This window comes from Mycobacterium nebraskense (assembly GCF_002102255.1).
In the GTDB taxonomy this organism is placed as follows: domain Bacteria; phylum Actinomycetota; class Actinomycetes; order Mycobacteriales; family Mycobacteriaceae; genus Mycobacterium; species Mycobacterium nebraskense.
Map to the genome: position 1 here is coordinate 105,980 of NZ_LQPH01000144.1, position 18,306 is coordinate 124,285.

Genomic DNA, 18,306 nt, shown 5'->3' on the forward strand with positions numbered 1-18,306 from the left:
CGATCGATCAGGCCGTTGCCGCGGCCGACACCACTACGGCATACACCCGCTTGGCCCGGTCATTGGTCATGTCGACATGCACGAACTTCTGCTCGGTGTACTCGTCGAGGGCCCTGGGCCCGAGCTCACGCCCCAGACCGCTTTGCTTCATACCGCCGAAGGGGAACATCGCGTTGACCATGTGCCAGTCGTTGATCCACACCGTGCCCGATTCCAGCTCGCGGGCGATCGCCAATGCGCGTTCATTGTCTGCGCTCCACACACCCGCGGACAATCCGTACTCGCTGTCGTTGGCGATCGCGACCGCCTCGGCGTCGTCGGCGCACTTGATCACAACGAGCACCGGCCCGAAGATCTCCTCGCGCGCCACCCGCATGTCGTTGGTAGCGCCGGTCAGGATCGTCGGCGCGACCCAATGGCCATCGGCGAGTCCGGCTTCGGCAGGGACCGTGCCCTGGAACGCAACCTTGCATCCCGCCTCTTGCCCGAGCGCGATGTACTTCTCCACCCGTGCTTTCTGTTTGGCGGATATCAGCGGGCCGATGTCTGTGGTCGGGTCCATCGGATTACCGACGACAAGGGTGGAGGCGCGGGCGACCAGCCGTCGCACGAACTCGTCGTGAATCGATTCGTGCAGCAACAGCCGGGTTCCGGACTCACAGGCCTGACCACACATCAGCAAGAATCCGAACAGCGTGCCGTCGACCGCCAAGTCGAGGTCGGCGTCATCGCAGACGATGTTGGCGCCCTTGCCGCCCAACTCGAGGGTGACCTTCTTGACGTTGCCGGCGGCGGCACGCATCACGGTCTTACCGACTTCTGTTGAGCCGGTGAAGGCCACTTTGCGCACATCGGGGTGTTCCGCGAGCCGGGCGCCGACGACCTGGCCGGGTCCGGTGACAACGTTGAGCACCCCCGCAGGCAGTCCGACTTCGTCCGCCGCCCTGGCCAATTCGAGCAATGTCAACGGCGTCTGATCGTCGGGTTTGAGCACTATCGTGTTGCCGGCCGCCAAGGCGGGGCCCAGCTTCCACACCGCCAGCAGCAACGGGAAGTTCCACGGCACGATGCCGGCGCAGACGCCCACCGGCTCGCGACGAAGCACGCCGGCGGCGAGCGTGGGCGCCTCGATCAAGAGCCCGGATTCCTCGAACGCATACGACCGCGCCAACGAGGCGAAATATTTCAGGTGGGCGATCGAGTAGCCCAAGAGAAAAGCGCCCGCGGACCGTGCGGTCGCGCCATTTTCGCGTACCTGTAGCGCGGTCAACTCGTCGAACCGTGCGGCGAGGTTGTCGGCGATCGCGTCGAGTATGCGGGCGCGTTCGTCCGGGGGCGTCATCCGCCAGACACCGCAGGCATGTGCTGCCTTTGCCGCCGCGACGGCCTCATCGGCCACAGTGACATCGCCCTGGGCGACGGTCGCGACCAATTCATTCGTCGCGGGATCGCGCACCTCTAAGCTGCTTGACGCGTCGCGCCACCGCCCGTCGATGTACATCGGATAGTGCGGAATGCCGGTCATATCGTCCTCGCTCTTGTTCATCGGATCCGTCGGCGCCATCGTGCGAAGTTCCTGAATCGGTCGGCGGCGTGGTGCGCGGCGCTGACCCCGGCCGGGATGCCCAACGGGGCCGCAAGAATGACGAAGATGGTGATGAGGCTCATGAGCGGTTCAGAACCGAATCAGCCCGCGGAGATTGACCCCGGCGTGCAGATCGGCGTAGCCCGAGTTGATGTCCTCGAGGGTGTACTCGCGGGTGACGAGTTCGTCGAGCTTGAGCCGGCCGGCGCGGTACAGGTCGAGCATTCGGGGTATGTCGTGCCGGGGATTGGACGATCCGAAAAGCGAACCGCGGACCTGCTTTTCGTACAGGGTCAAATCGAACAGCGACAGGTCGACGCTAGTGTCGGTCGGGTGCGGGATCGCGGTCATCACCACCCTGCCGCGCTTGCCGACCAGGCTCAGGGCTTGCGCCACATAGCTCCCCTCGGCCGAATCGGTGCTGACCACGCAGACGTCGGCCATCTGACCGCGCGTCAGGTCGGTGATCAGGGCTTGGGCCTCGTCGATGGTCGCCGCGGTGTGGGTAGCGCCGAACTCGAGGGAACGGGACCGTTTGTACTCCACGGGATCGAGGGCGACGATGACGCGTGCCCCCGCGATCCGTGCGCCCTGCACCGCGTTCATGCCGATACCGCCCACACCCATAACCACCACGGTGTCGCCGTCGCGCGCTTCGCCGGTGCGCACCATGCTGCCGTAGCCGGTGGTGACTCCGCACCCGACCAGGGCGGCGGTGTCCAGCGCGGTGGACGGATCCACCTTGATCACCGAGGCCAGCGGCACCACCGTGTATTCGGAGAACGTTCCCAGCACGCACATCTGGCCCAGCCCTTGGCCTTTCGCGTGGAACCGGAAGGTGCCGTCGAGTTGCGGCCCGGCGATGATGGCGGCGCCGAGCACGCACAGATTGCTCATGCCGCGCGAACACGGTTCGCAACGACCACAGGCCGGAATGAAACTCAGCGCCACCGAATCGCCTTGGGCGACTTCGGTGACACCCGGACCGACGTCGACGACGACGCCCGCGCCCTCATGCCCACCGACCACCGGTAGCTGCATCGGCATGTCGCCGGTGATCAGGTGGTCATCGGAGTGGCACAGCCCGGCGGCGGCCATCTTGACCAGGACCTCGTTCTCCTTGGGCCCGTCGAGGTCGACCTCGTCGACTTCCCACTTCTGGTGCAGGCCCCACAGCACCGCTGCTTTGGTTTTCATCGAGAACTCCTTGGAGTCAGCGCTTCTCGGGCGTCCAGGTGGCCGGCAGGCTGTTGACGCCGTTGATGAAGTTGGCCAGCGCATAGTTGGGCTCCGGTGCCGAGATATCCGGAATGCGTGTGTAGACCTCGGTCAGCAACGCCTTGAGCATGGTGCGCGCCAGCGCGGCGCCCAGGCAGAAGTGCGGACCGCCGCCACCGAAGGCGATGTGCGGGTTCGGGTTTCGCAGGATGTTGAACGAATGGGGGTCTTCGAAGACGTCCTCGTCGCGGTTGCCCGAGTAGTACCACAGCACGACCTTGTCGCCGGCCTTGATCTCCGAACCGCGCACGGTGATGTCCTGGGTGGCGGTGCGGCGCATGTGCAGCAACGGCGATCCCCAGCGCAAGACCTCCTCGACCGCGGTGCCGACGCGGCCCTCGACATCCTCGACAAGCAGCGCGCGCTGGTCGGGGAACTTCGAGAGGGCGGCGATGGCGTGGGCCGAGGCGTGCCGCGTGGTGTCGTTGGACGCGACGCCCATCAGCACGAAGAACGCCTTCAGCTCGTCGTCGGTCATCTTCTTGCCGTCGAACTCGGCCTGCACCATCCACGTCATCAGGTCGTCACCGGGGTTGGCCCGCCGCTCGGGGATCAAGACCGTTGCGACCTCGTGCAGGTCCATCACGGCGCCCATGAACAGTTCGAGTTCGCTCTGCTCGCCGCGGATGTTCGGGTCTGTCCAGCCCACGAGCCGCTGTGCCGCGGTGACGGCCTTGTCCCGCAGTTCGCCGTCGGGCAGCCCAAAGAAGCTGCCGAAGATCCGGCCGGGCAGTTTCACCGACACCAGTTGGACGAAGTCGCCCTCGCCGAGGTGGGCCATCTCGCTGACCAGGTCGTGGGCGTGGCCCCGGATCCATCCCTCCAGCCGGCGCACGTTCTTGGGCTTGAATGCCTCCGTCGTGATCCCGCGCAGCTGGGTGTGCCGCGGGGCGTCCATCGCGATGAACGACTGCGCGATCTCCACCGCCTCGGGGGCGAAGTCCTCCATCGTGATGCCCTGCGCGGAGGAGAAGATCTCCGGGTGGCGGCTGGCCATCCGGATGTCGTCTTGTTTGGTCAGCGACCAGAACCCCCTGGTGTTGAGCTCGGGGGGCAACAGATCCGACTCCGCGGGGCGGCTCCACGGCACGGGATTCTCCGCGCGCAGGACGGCGAAGGCGGCGTCGCGCTCTTCCGGGGATTTCGCCCAGAACGCGCGGGCGCTCAGGTCGATGTCCTTGTGGGTGGGCGCGGTCGTAGGTGCGGTCATCAGGGGGCCCTTTCTGGCGGTGTGCAGTGGTGCACGTCACCGCGGCTTCGTATCCATGCTGGTCGGCGCAACGGCGGCGCGGCACAGACGCGGGTGCCAATCACTGGCCTGCGCGGGCCAGCGCATGGAACCGGCGATCAGGCGATGGGTGCGCGGAAGCTGGCGACCAGGCCGCCGCCGTCGCGCGCGGCGAAGTCGACCCGGCCGCCCATCGCTTCGGCGATCTGCTGCACAATCCACAGGCCGAGGCCGGTGGTGCCACGTTGGCCGCCGACGCTGACGTATTTGGTGGTCAGCTCGCCAAGGCTTTCGGCCGGGATGCCCGGCCCCCGGTCGGCCACCGTGAAGACCAGCTCGTCGGCTTCGCGCGAGCACGTGACATCGACCGGTTCACGCCGGCCGTGCCGGGAGGCGTTCTCCAGCAGGTTGGTCAGCACCCGGCGCAGCCCTTGGGCGTTCACGGCCACGGCGCCGACGTCACCGCTGACGCTCAGCCGCAACCGCGGCGCCGCGAGGCCGACAGCGTCGGCGGCGGCAACGATAAGGTCGGCCACGTCGACGCGGCGGATCCGGCCCGTCGAGAAGGTCGGGCGGCGACTCAGCGCGACGTCGGAGAGGGCGTCGAGCATGTCCGTCAGGTGGTGCACGTGCCGGGACACCAGCTGCAGACTGGTGTCCCGGTCGACCTGCGACATTGGTTGCGTCGACGTCAGCGCCTCGGTCAGTGCCTCTAAAGACGTTACGGGAGTGCGGAATTCGTGCACCAACACCTGGAGTCCATCCTGTTGCGACTGGTAGGACTGCAGCAGGCGGGCCCGCAGGTCGCGTTCCTCTTCGGCGGCGGCGTGTTCGGCCTCGGCTTCTACCAGCGCTCTTAGCCGCGAGCGGTGTTCGCGTTCGGCGAGCGCGGAGAGCCCTGCGGTAATGATCGCGACGAAGATCAGATACAGCGCCGACCAGCCGGCCTGTAGCGCCGGAGCCGCGGTGACCGGAAGCGCCGGCGACGACGTCAGCGCCACGGGGATATAGGCGGCGCCCAAAAGGACGGCGACGATCAATGTTTCATTGAGCGACAGCCGGGCCGCCGAGGCGATGACCGCCAACGGCAGCACCGACACCACCGGGCTGTACACCCCTCCGCTCAGCGCGATGAGCGCAAGGGTGAACGCCGAGTCCAAGCCGGTGACCAGCCACGCATACCGAGTGCGTCGAACCTCGAGCTGCGGGTAGGCCATCACGGCGGCCGCGTAGACCATTGCGGCGCCCAGGACGGCAACGATGGCCGCGGCGTGCTGGCGGACCCAGTGCGGTCCGATCGCCAGCAGCACACCGACTGAGGTGACCACGGCGACCCGCACCGCGACGACGGTGCGGGCCAGCCCGTAGTCCTCGCCGTAGAAGTCCACCGTGGTTCTGAGTTGATCGAGCGGTCTCACCCGGCTGACCATAGGGTTGCGGCTAGCATCACGGCAATGACCCGCTCGCCGTACGTCGTGGTGATCGTCGACGACCACGAGCTGTTCGCGCAGGGCCTGGCCCTGTTGCTCACCCGCGAATGGGGCGAACTGTTCACCGTCGGCGGCCAGACGACGTACGTGGAAGAGGCCGCCGACCTGGTGGCCCGGTGCGACGCCGACGTCGCGATCATCGACCTGTCGATGCCGCCGCTGGGCGGGGTGGCCGCCATCCGGCACATCAAGACGCGCCACCCGAAGACCCGGATCCTGGCGCTGTCTGGGACCGACGACCTGGCGCTGGCCGAGGAGGCGTTGCGGGCCGGCGCCGACGGTTTTCTGCCCAAAACCGCGCGGCCCGAGGCGCTGGCGGGACCCCTGTGGACGATCGCGGAGGGCCTGCGCGTCATCGACGGCGCGCTGCTCGATGCGCTGCTGAGCAACACCCGCAAGCCGCCGTCCGAGCTGCTGGACAACCTCAGCGCCCAGGATCTCCAACTATGGACCCTGCTCGCGTCCGGCATGGAGACCGGCGACATCGCCCAGCGGATGCTGGTGTCGGAACGCACCGCCAAACGCATGGTGGCCGCGCTGCTACACAAACTCGGGGTCGGCAATCGCATCGCCGCTGCGGCGCTGGCCGGGCGCTACCGGTTGCTCGATGACGTTGCCGAAACCGGCCGGATCAGTTGAGGATTCGGATCGCCTGGGCGGGACACATCGCGGCTGCCCGAACCAGCCGGTCGCGGTCGGCTTCGGGCGGGTCCGGCTCGAGCACCACCACCTGTTCGGCACCGTCGGGAATGTCGAAAACGTCGGGAGCGGCCAGCAGGCACTGCCCGTGTCCCTCACAAAGTTGGTAGTCGACGGTGATGTGCATGAGCGCCAGTATCGGCCGCGTCTGCGCACCGCGGGCGGTCCACACGCGCCAGATGTGGCCTGGCCGGGCCAGCTCGTCGAGGGCCTTTCAGCTCTACTTTGCATCGAGGCGTACGGCGTAGCATCTGCTCATTCTGGAGACCCCAGTGTCCCTTCCTGAGTCGAGAACGCGATCATGACCACCACGCAAAGCGAGTCCGCCTCCTCCATCGAAGCACCCGCGCTTGTCGAGCAGCGCAGACACGAGGTCGATGCGATCGTCGACAGGGCGGCCGCGGCCGCCCGAGCCTTCCGCAACCTTGACCAGCAGCAGGTCGATGCCATTGTCGAGGCGATGGTGCGCGCCGGGGTACGCGCCGCAGGGGAACTGGCGAGTGTGGCTATCGAGGAGACCGGATTTGGCGTCTTCGAGGACAAGGTCGTCAAGAACTATGTGGCCACCGAATTCCTCCACGACTATCTGCGCGGCAAGAAATCGGTGGGAGTCATCGACGAGGACGTCGAGAACAACATTGTGCACGTGGCCGAGCCGATCGGGGTGGTGCTCGCCATCACCCCGGTGACCAACCCGACCTCGACGGTGCTGTTCAAGGCGATCGTGGCCGCCAAGACCCGCAACGCGATTCTCTTTCGACCGTCACCGGTTGCGGTGCGCTCGTGCGAACGCAGCCTGGAGATCCTCCGCACGGCGGCCGAAGCCGCCGGTATGCCATCCGGGGCGCTGCAGGTGATCCCGGACGCCGCGCACGAGGTGACCCACTATCTGTTCAAACACCCAGAAGTTGACTTCATCTGGGTGACCGGCGGACCGAAGATCGTTGCGCTGGCGAATTCGGCCGGAAAGCCGGGGCTCAGTGTCGGTCCCGGCAACGCCCCGATCTACATTCACAAGACCGCGGACCTCAAGGGCGCGGTCGTCGACATCCTGATCTCGAAAACCTTTGACTCGTCAGTCATCTGCCCGGCCGAGCAAACGTGCGTCATCGACGACGAGGTATACGACGAGGTGATGGCCGAGTTCGAGCGGATGGGCGCCCGGTTGCTCACCCCCGACGAGGCCCAAGCGGTGGCGGAGTTCGCGTTTGGCTGCGGCGACAAGATCTCGCTCGAGGCGGTCGGACAGAAGGCGTCGGAACTGGCCGCCCGGGCCGGCTTCAGCGTGTCACCGACCGTGAAGGTGCTGCTGGCGCCGCTGCCGGCCGACCTGGACGAACTCGCCGCGCACCCGTTGGTGCAGGAGAAGCTGATGCCCGTGCTCGGGGTGGTGCGCGCGCGCAGTGTCCAGCACGGCATCGACGTCGCCGTCCTGGTCACCGAGCACGGAGGATTGGGCCACACCTCGGCGGTCTACGCCAACGACGAGGACGTCATCGAGGCATACGGCCTGGCGGTCCGCACCGGGCGCATCCTGGTCAACGCGCCCACTGCGGTCGGCGCTCTCGGCGGGGTCTACAACAACCTGACCCCCACCTTCTCGCTGGGTTGCGGCACGTGGGGCGGATCCAGCACGACGGAGAACGTCAACTACCGGCAGCTGCTGAACATCAAGACCGTCTCGCGCCGCCGCACCCCGCCGCAATGGTTCCGCGTCCCGTCCAACACCTACTTCAACGAAGGCGCACTCGACAACTTGCGCGAGCTCGACTGTGAAACCGTCGTGGTGATCACCGATGCTCAGACCGAGGAGCGCGGCGTGGTTGACCTGCTGCGCGCCAGGTTGCGCACCCAACACGTGCAGGTGTTCAGCGAGGTGACACCGGAGCCCGACGAGGCGACGATCCACCGTGGCGTCGCGCTGCTGCAGCGGGTCCAACCCGACCTGTTGATCGCCGTTGGCGGCGGCTCGGTGCTCGACGCCGGAAAGGCGATCCGCCTGTTCTACGAACACCCGGAGAAGAGCCTCGACGAGTTGACGATGCCGTTCCTCGACCCCCGCAAGCGCGTTGCCGACTACCCGACCGACCGTCATCGTGTCCAATTGGTCGCTGTCCCAACGACATCGGGCACCGGATCGGAAGTGTCGCCAGCGGCCGTGTTGACGGTGCGCGGGAAGAAGGAGACGCTCGTCGACTACAGCCTGGTGCCTGACCTCGCGATCGTCGACCCGGTCCTGACCTCCTCGATGCCGCAGAAGCTGACCGCCGACACCGGCATCGACGCACTGACCCACGCACTGGAGGCGATCGTCTCGATCTTCGCCTCGCCGTACACGGATGCGTTGTGCGCCCAGGCGGCACGGCTGATCTTCGACGCGCTGCCGAGAGCATACGAAGATTCCGACGACCTATCCGCGCGCACGGGCATGTCCAATGCGGCGACTCTTGCCGGGCTGGCCTTCTCGAATGCGTTCGTCGGGACGAATCATGCGCTCGCCCATGCCGTCGGTGCGAAATTCGGAATCGCGCATGGCCGGGCGAACGGGATCTTCCTGCCGCATGTGCTGCGCTACAACGCGAGTCTGCCAAGCAAGTTCATGCCGGCGCCCGGATATTCGGCCTACATCGCACCGGACAAGTACGCGCAGCTCGGCCAGCTGGTCTTCGGTGGCCATGAGCCCGACGAAGCCCGCCGTCGGTTGTTCCAAGGGGTTGATGATCTGCTGAACCGGCTGAACATGCCGCGATCGCTGCGGGAATACGGCGTCGAGGAGGAGGAGTTCCTGGCGGCGCTGCCCGCGTTGGCGATGACGGCATTCGAGGACCTCAGCAACCGCACAAATCCGAGGATGCCCTTGGTCAGCGAGATCACCGCTTTGCTTCGGGTGGGCTTCTACGGCGATGCCGTTCTCGGGCAGTCACTCCCGCCCGAACGATCGGAGCCGTCTCAAAGCTGAAGCTCGCCCCCGGTTCACATTGGCCACACCGGCCATGCCGCCGGAGGACTGGGCTTTTTGCCCGCCTCCAAGCGACAACGTGACTGCGCGATGCCAGGCATCCGGCGTTGTCGCTGTAAGGCGGGCAAACGGTCGATTCCTTCCGCCCCGAGGCCCGTGTGGCGGACGTGACCAAAGACGCCACTTCTTGCACTTTGCGAGAATAGCTTCGCCAATTAGGAGAAGGATGTTCTCCGAACCCGAGAGACGAATTACGATCACTGATGATCTGTGAGGTCCCCGCCCCCCAACAGATGGGAGTCCGTCATCGACGCCTGGATCCTCGATGCGGTGCGCACGCCACGCGGCCGAGGCCGCCCCGACGGCGGACTGCACCCCGTCCATCCGCAGGCCTTGCTCGCCCGTTGCCTTACCGCGCTGGCCGAGCGGACCGGCTTCGACCCGGCCGACGTCGATGACGTGATCGCGGGCAACGGCATCCTCAGCGGTGACCACGGCGACGACATCGCGCGCCTGTCGGTTCTCGTCGCGGGATGGCCCGAGACCGTGCCGGGGATGACGCTGAACCGATTCTGCGGATCCGGCCAACAAGCCGTCACGGTCGCGGCGTCATCGATCGCCGCCGGCAACGAGGATCTGGTGATCGCCGGTGGAGTCGAGTCGATGTCCCGGTGGGACGCCACAGCGGGAATCCCGACGATCGATGGCGACAACCCCGACTTCCGGGCGCGGTACCCCACGGTCCCCCAAGGCATTTCGGCCGACCTGATCGCCACGTTGGAGGGGTTCAGCCGGGAAACGGTCGACGCCTACGCCGCGCAAAGCCAGAGCCGCGCCGCGGTGGCGATCGACGAGGGAAGGTTCGTGCGTTCGCTGGTCGACGTCCCGACACCCAACGGACCGTTCGGACGCGACGAACATCCGCGCCCCGGCACCACCACCGAGGCGTTGGCGCGCCTCAAGCCTGCCTTCGCCGCGATGGGCGGCACCCGCGCCGACGGTGAGCAACGCACGTTCGACGAGATCTGCCTTGAGCGCTACCCCGGCATCGACCACATCGATCATGTGCACCACGCGGGCAATTCGTCCGGGGTGGTCGACGGTGCCGCCGCGGTGCTGGTCGCATCCTCCAACTGGATGCACGCCGAGGGCGTCACCCCGCGCGCACAGGTTCGCGCCACCGCGGCGATCGGCAGCGAACCGATCATCATGCTCACCGCACCCGGACCGGCGGCGCAGCGGTGTCTGGAACGCGCCGGGATGGCGGTGGAAGACATCGACCTCTGGGAAATCAACGAAGCCTTCGCCGCGGTTCCGCTCAAGACGATGCGCGATCTCGACATCGACCCCGAGGTGGTCAACGTCAACGGTGGTGCCATCGCCCTCGGCCACCCCATCGGCGCCACCGGGGCGATGCTCATCGGCACTCTCCTGGACCAGCTCGAACGCCGAGATCTGACAACGGGTCTGGTGACGATGTGTACCGGCGGCGGAATGGGTACGGCGACCATCATCGAGCGAGTGTGACCATGCCGAGCGCGCTGGAGCTCGAGCGGCCATGCGACGGTGTCGCCGTGCTGCGCCTGAACCGCCCGAAGCAGCTCAACGCCATCAATGAGGTGATGCAAACCGAATTGGGCCAGACGCTGGCCGATTTGGCCACCGACAGCTCAGTGCGTGCCGTGGTGCTGACCGGTGCCGGGCGCGGCTTTTGCGCGGGTATCGACGTGCGGGACTTCGGCCCTTCGATGCTGGAGGCCACCGCACCCGCGCTGGACCGGATGCGCTTCCAGGAGAGGATGGCCGCCCTGGCGGAAGCCGTCCGGGCATTGCCGCAACCCGTCGTCGCCGCGGTCAACGGCCCCTGTGTCGGAGCCGGACTCGCGCTGTGCCTGGCGGCCGACATCCGAATCTGTTCGCAGACAGCATCTTTCGGCAATGCCGCCATCCTGCTCGGCCTCTCCGGCGCCGAGATGGGCATGAGCTACCACCTGCCGCGCATCGTCGGCACCAGCGTGGCCGCCGACTGGATGCTCACCGGCCGCACCGTTTCGGCCACCGAAGCCGATCGGCGCGGTCTGGTCAGTGAGGTGGTCGAGCCGGAGCGGTTGGCCGAACGGGCCGTCGAGTTGGCGGCGCTGATAGCGAGCCATTCTCCGCTTGGCGCACGACTGACCAAGCGTGCCCTGCAGGTCAACACCGACGCCGCGAGCCTGTCGGCAGCTCTGGAGCTGGAGAACCGCAACCAGGTGATCTCACACGCCACGGACGAGGCGGCCGAGCGCCGCAAGAAGTGGTCGTCATGACGGGACCGCTACGTGGCGTGCGCATCGTCATGATGGGCGGCCTGGGGCCCGCCCCGTTCTGCGGAATGTTGTTGGGCGACTTGGGCGCCGACGTCATCCGCGTCGATGGTCTCCCGGGTGTGGGCGGTCCGCTTCCCATCGATTACACGGTGCGTCGTAGCCAGCGGTCGCTTGCCGCCGACGTTAAGGATCCGCGTGGCAGGGAGCTGGTTCATCGCCTGGTCGCAGACGCGGACGCCTTCGTCGACGTGTACCGGCCCGGGGTGGCCGAACGACTGGGCATCGGCCCGGACGAGTTGTGCGAGCGCAATCCCCGCCTGGTGTACGCCCGCATGACCGGGTATGGACAGGACGGGCCTCTGGCCGCCCACGCCGGGCACGACATCAACTACATCGCCCTGGCGGGTGCCCTGCACGGCATCGGCACCGCCGAATCCCCGGTGCCACCGCTGAATCTGGTTGGGGACTACGGCGGCGGCGGCATGCTGTTGGCCGTCGGCCTGCTGAGCGCAATCCTCGAGGGCCGCGAATCCGGAATCGGTCAGGTGCTCGATGTCGCGATGGTCGACGGGGTCGCCACGCTGTTGGCGCCGTATTTCGGGATGGTGCCCGCCGGCACCTGGCGCGACCGGCGCCACGACAATCTGCTCGACGGTGCCGCCCACTTCTACGGCGTTTACGGCACGGCCGAAGGCGGCCATTTCGCCGTCGGCGCGATGGAGCCGAAGTTCTACGCGGAGCTGTGCGATCGCCTCGGCGTCGACGTGCCCCACGATGATGAAGCGCCGGAAACGTGGGCCGCGCACCGCGCCACGCTGGCCGCCCGCTTCGCCGAGAAATCGCGCGAGGAGTGGGAGCGGCTGCTCGACACGCCGGGATGCTGTGCGACGCCCGTCCTTTCGCTGACCGAGGCGCCACGGCACCCGCACCTAGCCGCGCGAGAAACGTTCATCGACGTCGACGGAGTCACCCAACCCGCGCCGGCACCCCGGTTCTCCCGAACCCGGCCGCCAGTTCCCACGTCGCCGTCGCTTCCGGGCGACCACACGCGCACGCTGCTGCGCGAACTGGGGTTGGACGCCGATGCCATCACCGCGCTCGAGTACGCGGGCGTGATAGCCCAAAGCGGCTCAAAGTCAGCAACCTAGAGAGGACGGCGCATGTCGTGGGACTTCTCCACTGATCCCGAGTGGGCACAGCAACTCAAATGGGTTGAGGACTTCGTGCGCGAAGAGTGCGAACCGATCGACTTGATCGTCAAGGAGTCGCACGACCTCAACGATCCGGTGCGCCGGGCGCTGATCCCGCCGCTGCAAGAGATCGTCAAGGAGCGTGGCCTCTGGGCCACCCACCTCGGTCCGCACCTGGGCGGCCCGGGCTACGGTCAGGTGAAACTGGCGCTGCTCAACGAGATTCTGGGCCGCTCGGAATGCGCGCCGATCGTCTTCGGCTCCCAGGCTCCCGACTCGGGCAACAGCGAAATCCTGGCGCACTACGGCACGCCGGAGCTCAAGGCCCGCTACCTTGAGCCGCTGCTCGACAACCGGATCGTTTCCTGCTTTTCGATGACCGAGCCGCAGGGCGGTGCCGATCCGAAGGTCTTCCGCACCACCGCGGTGCCCGACGGGAATCACTGGATCATCAACGGCGAAAAGTGGTTCTCGTCGTTCGCCTCGATGGCGTCGTTCATCATCGTGATGGCCATGACCGACCCCGACGCGCCGCCCTATCAGCGTTATTCGATGTTCGTCGTCCCCGGCGACACTCCCGGCATCAACGTGCTGCGCGACGTCGGCCTGGGTTACCAGGCACTGGGCGGCGGGCGCGAGGGCTACGTCCGCTACGAGAACGTCCGTGTGCCGGCCGACCACATGCTGGGCCCGCGGGGTGGGGCCTTCGTCGTCGCCCAAACCCGCTTGGGCGGCGGGCGGATTCACCACGCGATGCGCACCGTCGGCCTGGTCCGCCGGATCTTCGACATGATCTGCGAGCGCGCGGTGTCGCGGTACACGCAGGGCGAGGTGCTGTCCAACAAGCAACTCGTGCAGGAGATGGTCGCCGACTCGTGGATGGAGATCGAGGCCTTCCGGCTGCTGACCCTGCAAACCGCTTGGAAAATCGACCAATTCAACGATTACCAGGCCGTGCGGGCGGACATCTCGGCGGTGAAGGCGATGATGCAGAAGGTGCTACACGATGTGTCGTCGCGGGCGCTGCAGCTGCACGGATCGCTGGGCACCACCCACGAGATGCCGTTCGTGCAGTACTTGGTGGAGTCGTTCGTGCTGGGGCTCGCCGACGGTCCGACCGAGGTGCACAAGGTGACGCTGGCCCGGCTGCTGTTGAAAGACCGCGAGCCCGCGCCCGACCTGTTCCCGTCCGAACATTTGCTGCGGTTGCGTGCGGCAGCCGAGGCCAAGTTCGCCGACAAGCTGGCCGGCATCCCGCGCGGCTAGACAGACTTCGTGACGCCGACGTACGACAGCACCACGTCGGACAGGTCGGTCATTCGTGTCAGCACCGCGTACGAGCGGATGAACGACTGGCCCACGCATCCGTCGATCTTGATGTGGAAGTTGCTGATCATGACCCAGGGATTCGCACCCTTGAATTGTTTCTTGATCACCGGCACCGTGATGACGAGGCCGGGCTTCATTCCGATGCTCATCGCGCCGTTGACGGGAGTCGAAACAAACGGCAGCAGAGGCGGCAACGTACCGGTGGTGTCGAAGGTCGGGCTGACGCCCGGGATGACGCCGCCACCGCTCTCCACGATCACGCCGTTGGATGTAGTCATATCGATCCCGCAGCCGATCTGGTAGCCCACTTCCAGGACGCCGCGGGGCTCTTCCGAGCCTTTCAGCGAGCCGACGAAAATGCCGCTGGATACGTATTCGCGCGACGCGATCGAGGTGGTCAGCGGTGCCACCGGGACTTGCATCTCGTCCTTCGCGCCCAGCCCCAGGGTCCAGCCGTCGGGAGTGTTGAGGATGACGGGAGGATTCGAGGGCACCGCCCCCCGGCCGGTGCCAAAGCTGCAGCGGCAGGCTCGACCTCGGGACCGTCATCGGGATCAGCGGTCGCCGCCGGCGCCGTAACCACGGACATGACGAGGCAAACGGCGACCGCCAGCGCGCGACGAACGACCACGGCTACCGGCCTCACGCACGCCAACGTACGCACCCGCTGTCGCCAGTCGCGAAATTTGCTGGGCGGCCGATCAAAGTTGTTCTCTGTTCGTAACTCTTATGCGATACAGACGCCGAATGTAGGATTAAGCTCAGTTAGCCGGCAGTTCAGGCAAACGACGGAGAGGCCGCGATGATGAAGCACAGGTGGGCTGCTCTACTGGTCGCAGGTTCGGTGGTCATCACGGCTTTGACCGGCGCCGCCGGAATGGCGGTCGGGGTAGCACTCGCGTCTCCGGACCCTGCCCAGCAGCCCGACCTCTCGGACATGATCTCCGAATGGGAGTTACACTACCCGACCATGATGACCAACCCCCTCGATGAGAGTGGCCCGACGGGCGATTGGGGTGGCGTCGGAATGTGGTGCCAAAATCTTCGCGCCAACTGCAGCTGATCGGGTGCGCCGTCAATCCAGCAGTGACCGCGCCCGATCCAGCAACCCGGGAAGCGTTGCCGCCATGGCCTCCAATCCCGCCCGTGGTGTGCGCCTTCGCCGATTGTGCTTGACGATCAGCGACCACGTCGCCGCCGACTTGAAGCACGCCAACGCGCGGAACCAGGCCAAGTCGGTGACCTCGCGACCCAGCTCTTCTTGGTAGATCTCGGCGAGCCGGGCGACGGGCGGCACCATGCCCGCCGAACCCGGAACGCGCCGGTAGGTGTCCGGGTCGCAGTTGATCAGAAACCACCCCGCATCGATACGCGGATCCCCCACTGACCAGATTTCCCAATCGATCACCGCGCTGATACGGGACCCGGCGGCCAACAGGTTGCCCAGCCGGAAATCACCATGCACCACGCTCGGCCTCATCGCCGTCGGCGCGCAACCCAACAACGCGTCACGCACCCCCGGCCAATCGGGCACCAGCGCCGCATCGACGGTCTGCAGCGTTTCGGACCACCGCCGAACTTCGGCGGCCGCATCCACAATCGGTTCACCGCCCAGGCCAAGCTCGCTCGGCGACAGACTGTGCAGCGCGGCCATGGCCCGGCATGCGTTGCGGTACCGCTCGGGAAGACCCGGAGAACCGGCACAACCATCGAAAAGCGGTTCCACACAGTCGCCTTCGACATGTGACATCACGAACAAGGGCGGCGTGTGCGGCGGATCCCCCGGGTCCTCCCACAGCACCTCGGGCACCGGAACCCGCGTCCCGGCAAGCGCTTTGATGATGCGGGCCTGACGCAGCACGTCGCGATGCGCGACCGGTTCGATACCGGGCGGAGCAACCTTGATCACCACCGGCCGGCCATCAAGGACGCCTTTGAACGTGAGGCTGGAGGCGCCCCCGGCCAGTGGGGCGACGCCGGTAACGCCGGCGACATCCAGTCGCCGCCGCAGCTCCTCAGGATCCAGCTCGGCCATTCAGCCGGCGGGCTTGGTCCAGCCGACCTCGGCGAGGAAGGGCTGGGTGTGCGCGATGCGCCCGGTCAGGATCTTCGGATCACCGGTGCACAGGCGGAAGGCCGTCTCGGTGATCAGTTCGATGTCCTCGGTGTCGGTCTTGGCCAGGTCGAGGGTGCCGGCCCCTGGCGTGGCCACGGGATTGCTGGGAGCGGCGGCGTTGACGGCGATCCCGTCGTCGTACAGCTCGGCCGCAAGGCTTTTCGTCAACCGGTTGAGCGCGGCCTTGACCGTCCCGTAGATGCCGAAGCCCGCGGTGCGGTCGAACTCCGAAAACGGCGGCCCCGGCGGCAGGTCACCACCCACCGAGGTGAGATTCAAAATCCAGCCCCGCCCGCGCTCGCGCATCGCCGGAATCGCCAGCTGGCTCAACTGCAGCGGGCCGAGGACATGCATCTCCAACATCAGCCGGACCCGCCGTTCGGGAAACCCGTCAAGGGGCCGCAGGAAGGTCACCGCCGCGTTGTTGACCAGGATGTCCGGGGCGCCGACGGCGCCGACCACCTCGGCGAAAAGTCGTTCTCGTTCCCCGGATTGGGACAGATCGGCTTGCACCGCGACGGCCTTGCCGCCGGCGGCCACGATCTCGTCCAGGGTCTGGCTCAGCGACCCGTGGTATTTGGGGTCGGGGTCCATGGTGCGGGCGGTCAGCGCGACCGTGGCACCGCGCGCGGCGAGCCGTGCGGCGATCGCCTTGCCCAGCCCGCGGCTGCTTCCGGTGACGAGGGCCACCATCCCATCGCACCGTTGGTCACCGCTCATCCTCGACCTCCTACGGAAATGGCTTCTCCGTATCAGAGAATGCCATTATCACCGGTCGAGGGGAAGTGCCGCCCGACGTAGCGCGTCGATCGAGTAGTTCCCGCCGCCCGTGAAGACCAGCAGGAAGAACGCGAAGCAGAAGAGGATCGCCAACGCCCCGCCGTTGCCCGCCGGCGGATCGGCGACCGGCCAGAGCGCCTGGGGTTGATGGATCCAGAAGTAGGCGACCGCCATCTGCCCCGAGGCCACGAACGCGACGGCGCGGGTGAACAGTCCGGAGGCGATGAGCAGACCCGCGACGATTTCGATCAGCCCTGCGTACCAGCCGGGCCAGGATCCGAACTCGACGCGAACTGGCGAACGGACGGGCCAATCGAACAGGCTCCTCGAGCCGTATGCGGCGAACAGCAAACCGTAAATCAACCGGAACACACTCAGCGCCACCGGGGCGTAGCGACCCAGTCGCCGGTCCAAGTCCCTTGTCACGATCGACAGGTTACGGTTCCCGCCCAATCGAGCAGCCGCCGCCAAAGCCGGTGCCGGCTCGTCGCCATGTTGTGGCAGTGCGCGCTGTCGGCCAGGACGAGGGCGGTGACGTCCGGGCTGTTGCGGTAGATGCCGACCTCGGCGCGTGGGTCCGGTGAGACGTCGACGACGCCGTACCCGATCAACACGGGGACGTCGATCAGTGCGGCGTGCTCGGCGACCACACCAGGGATCATGGCGGTGCCGAACACGCGCGGCACCATCGACTTTGCGACGACGCAGTCCGCTGCCACGACGTCGGCCGGGACGTCGGCAAGGTGGAACCAACTCTGCAAGTACTCGCGCGGGCCCTCGAAGTACGGCTGCGGCAGGGCGGAAAGGATCTCCCGGGCGAGCTCGGCGCGTCCCTGCGTAGTTGCCGACCGGGCGATGAATGCCGGATCCAGGTTCAACGGTGCGACATGCTGATTGGTGCACCCGAGCAGGGCCAGTCCGGCGAAGCTGGAGAACAGCGCTTGCTGTGTGATTGCCAGATAGCCGCCGAGGGAATGGGCCATGACCACCGGGGGTGCGTGAATTCCGGTTGTGTGGGGCAACGCGGAGACGGCATACGCAAGCGTGGCGGCGATGTCGTTGAATCCGAAATCACATGCGGGTTGGGAGCTTTCGCCGGTGCCCAGCGGATCGATGGTCACCACGGCGTAGCCGTTTCCGGTGGCGAAATCGGCGAAGCTGTACCCGTGATGGCCCGGGATGCGCAGGTCCCAGTAGTCGCGGCTGTAGGTGCCGCCCGGCAGACAGACCAATAGCCCGAACGCCTCCGCGCCGGCACGCGCGGGATAGTAGACGGTATGACGAGGCTGGGGCCTCGCACACATGTGAACGTGGGTTGCCGACAGGGTGGTCCTGGCCGGTAGAGC

15 protein-coding genes and 1 pseudogene are annotated in these 18,306 nt (G+C 66.7%); 6 read left to right on the top strand and 10 right to left on the bottom strand.

All coding sequences use genetic code 11. From position 1 onward, the window contains the following. Positions 1 to 7 precede the first annotated feature (7 nt). The 4 genes from AWC17_RS20070 to AWC17_RS20085 form a co-directional block, all read right to left on the bottom strand. Positions 8 to 1,525, bottom strand: coding sequence for an aldehyde dehydrogenase family protein (locus tag AWC17_RS20070; RefSeq protein ID WP_046182708.1), 1,518 nt, complete (start codon positions 1,523 to 1,525; stop codon positions 8 to 10). Positions 1,526 to 1,675: 150 nt separating this feature from the next. Then, positions 1,676 to 2,782: an NDMA-dependent alcohol dehydrogenase gene (locus AWC17_RS20075; protein ID WP_046182692.1), complete on the bottom strand. Its 1,107-nt coding sequence runs from the start codon at positions 2,780 to 2,782 to the stop codon at positions 1,676 to 1,678. A 16-nt stretch (positions 2,783 to 2,798) separates the two neighbouring features. Beyond that, positions 2,799 to 4,073: a cytochrome P450 gene (locus tag AWC17_RS20080; RefSeq protein ID WP_046182691.1), complete on the bottom strand. Its 1,275-nt coding sequence runs from the start codon at positions 4,071 to 4,073 to the stop codon at positions 2,799 to 2,801. Between the two features lie 137 nt (positions 4,074 to 4,210). After that, positions 4,211 to 5,509: a sensor histidine kinase gene (locus AWC17_RS20085; RefSeq protein WP_231588386.1), complete on the bottom strand. Its 1,299-nt coding sequence runs from the start codon at positions 5,507 to 5,509 to the stop codon at positions 4,211 to 4,213. Positions 5,510 to 5,545: 36 nt separating this feature from the next. Between AWC17_RS20085 and AWC17_RS20090 the strand changes: the two genes are divergently transcribed. Further along, on the top strand, positions 5,546 to 6,220 hold the full coding sequence (locus AWC17_RS20090) for a response regulator transcription factor (RefSeq protein ID WP_208618381.1): 675 nt from the start codon (positions 5,546 to 5,548) through the stop codon (positions 6,218 to 6,220). On the opposite strand, the gene AWC17_RS20095 is transcribed toward AWC17_RS20090, so the two are convergent. After that, positions 6,213 to 6,407, bottom strand: a complete 195-nt coding sequence (locus AWC17_RS20095) for a ferredoxin (RefSeq protein ID WP_046182706.1) — start codon at positions 6,405 to 6,407, stop codon at positions 6,213 to 6,215. The two genes, AWC17_RS20090 and AWC17_RS20095, sit on opposite strands and share 8 nt — an antisense overlap. A gap of 174 nt (positions 6,408 to 6,581) precedes the next feature. On the opposite strand from AWC17_RS20095, the gene adhE reads away from it, so the two are divergent. The 5 genes from adhE (at position 6,582) to AWC17_RS20120 (ending at position 14,001) form a co-directional block, all read left to right on the top strand. Next, the gene (gene adhE / locus AWC17_RS20100) at positions 6,582 to 9,239 is read left to right on the top strand and encodes a bifunctional acetaldehyde-CoA/alcohol dehydrogenase (protein WP_046182689.1); all 2,658 of its coding nucleotides are present in this window, start codon (positions 6,582 to 6,584) and stop codon (positions 9,237 to 9,239) included. 330 nt (positions 9,240 to 9,569) lie between these two features. Continuing rightward, positions 9,570 to 10,766: an acetyl-CoA C-acetyltransferase gene (locus tag AWC17_RS20105; protein ID WP_231588387.1), complete on the top strand. Its 1,197-nt coding sequence runs from the start codon at positions 9,570 to 9,572 to the stop codon at positions 10,764 to 10,766. A gap of 2 nt (positions 10,767 to 10,768) precedes the next feature. Beyond that, the gene (locus AWC17_RS20110) at positions 10,769 to 11,545 is read left to right on the top strand and encodes an enoyl-CoA hydratase/isomerase family protein (RefSeq protein ID WP_046182688.1); all 777 of its coding nucleotides are present in this window, start codon (positions 10,769 to 10,771) and stop codon (positions 11,543 to 11,545) included. Then, on the top strand, positions 11,542 to 12,693 hold the full coding sequence (locus AWC17_RS20115; RefSeq protein WP_046182687.1) for a CaiB/BaiF CoA transferase family protein: 1,152 nt from the start codon (positions 11,542 to 11,544) through the stop codon (positions 12,691 to 12,693). Before AWC17_RS20110 ends, AWC17_RS20115 begins: the two co-directional genes overlap by 4 nt. A 12-nt stretch (positions 12,694 to 12,705) precedes the next feature. Continuing rightward, on the top strand, positions 12,706 to 14,001 hold the full coding sequence (locus AWC17_RS20120) for an acyl-CoA dehydrogenase family protein (RefSeq protein WP_046182686.1): 1,296 nt from the start codon (positions 12,706 to 12,708) through the stop codon (positions 13,999 to 14,001). Here the strand turns inward: AWC17_RS20120 and AWC17_RS20125 are convergent. The 5 genes and pseudogenes from AWC17_RS20125 to AWC17_RS20150 all read right to left on the bottom strand — a co-directional run bounded on the left by AWC17_RS20125 (position 13,998) and on the right by AWC17_RS20150 (position 18,264). Next, positions 13,998 to 14,653 (bottom strand): annotated as a pseudogene (locus AWC17_RS20125) (MspA family porin). The gene AWC17_RS20120 and the pseudogene AWC17_RS20125 overlap by 4 nt on opposite strands. A gap of 486 nt (positions 14,654 to 15,139) precedes the next feature. After that, a complete protein-coding gene (locus AWC17_RS20135) occupies positions 15,140 to 16,099 on the bottom strand; it encodes a phosphotransferase family protein (protein ID WP_046182683.1) in 960 nt (319 codons plus the stop codon). Then, entirely contained in the window at positions 16,100 to 16,900 is an 801-nt protein-coding gene (locus tag AWC17_RS20140; RefSeq protein WP_046182682.1) for an SDR family NAD(P)-dependent oxidoreductase, read from the bottom strand. It abuts the gene before it with no gap. A gap of 48 nt (positions 16,901 to 16,948) precedes the next feature. Further along, a complete protein-coding gene (locus AWC17_RS20145; protein ID WP_046182681.1) occupies positions 16,949 to 17,386 on the bottom strand; it encodes a DoxX family protein in 438 nt (145 codons plus the stop codon). Beyond that, entirely contained in the window at positions 17,383 to 18,264 is an 882-nt protein-coding gene (locus AWC17_RS20150; RefSeq protein ID WP_046182680.1) for an alpha/beta hydrolase, read from the bottom strand. Before AWC17_RS20150 ends, AWC17_RS20145 begins: the two co-directional genes overlap by 4 nt. Between the last annotated feature and the right edge of the window lie 42 nt (positions 18,265 to 18,306).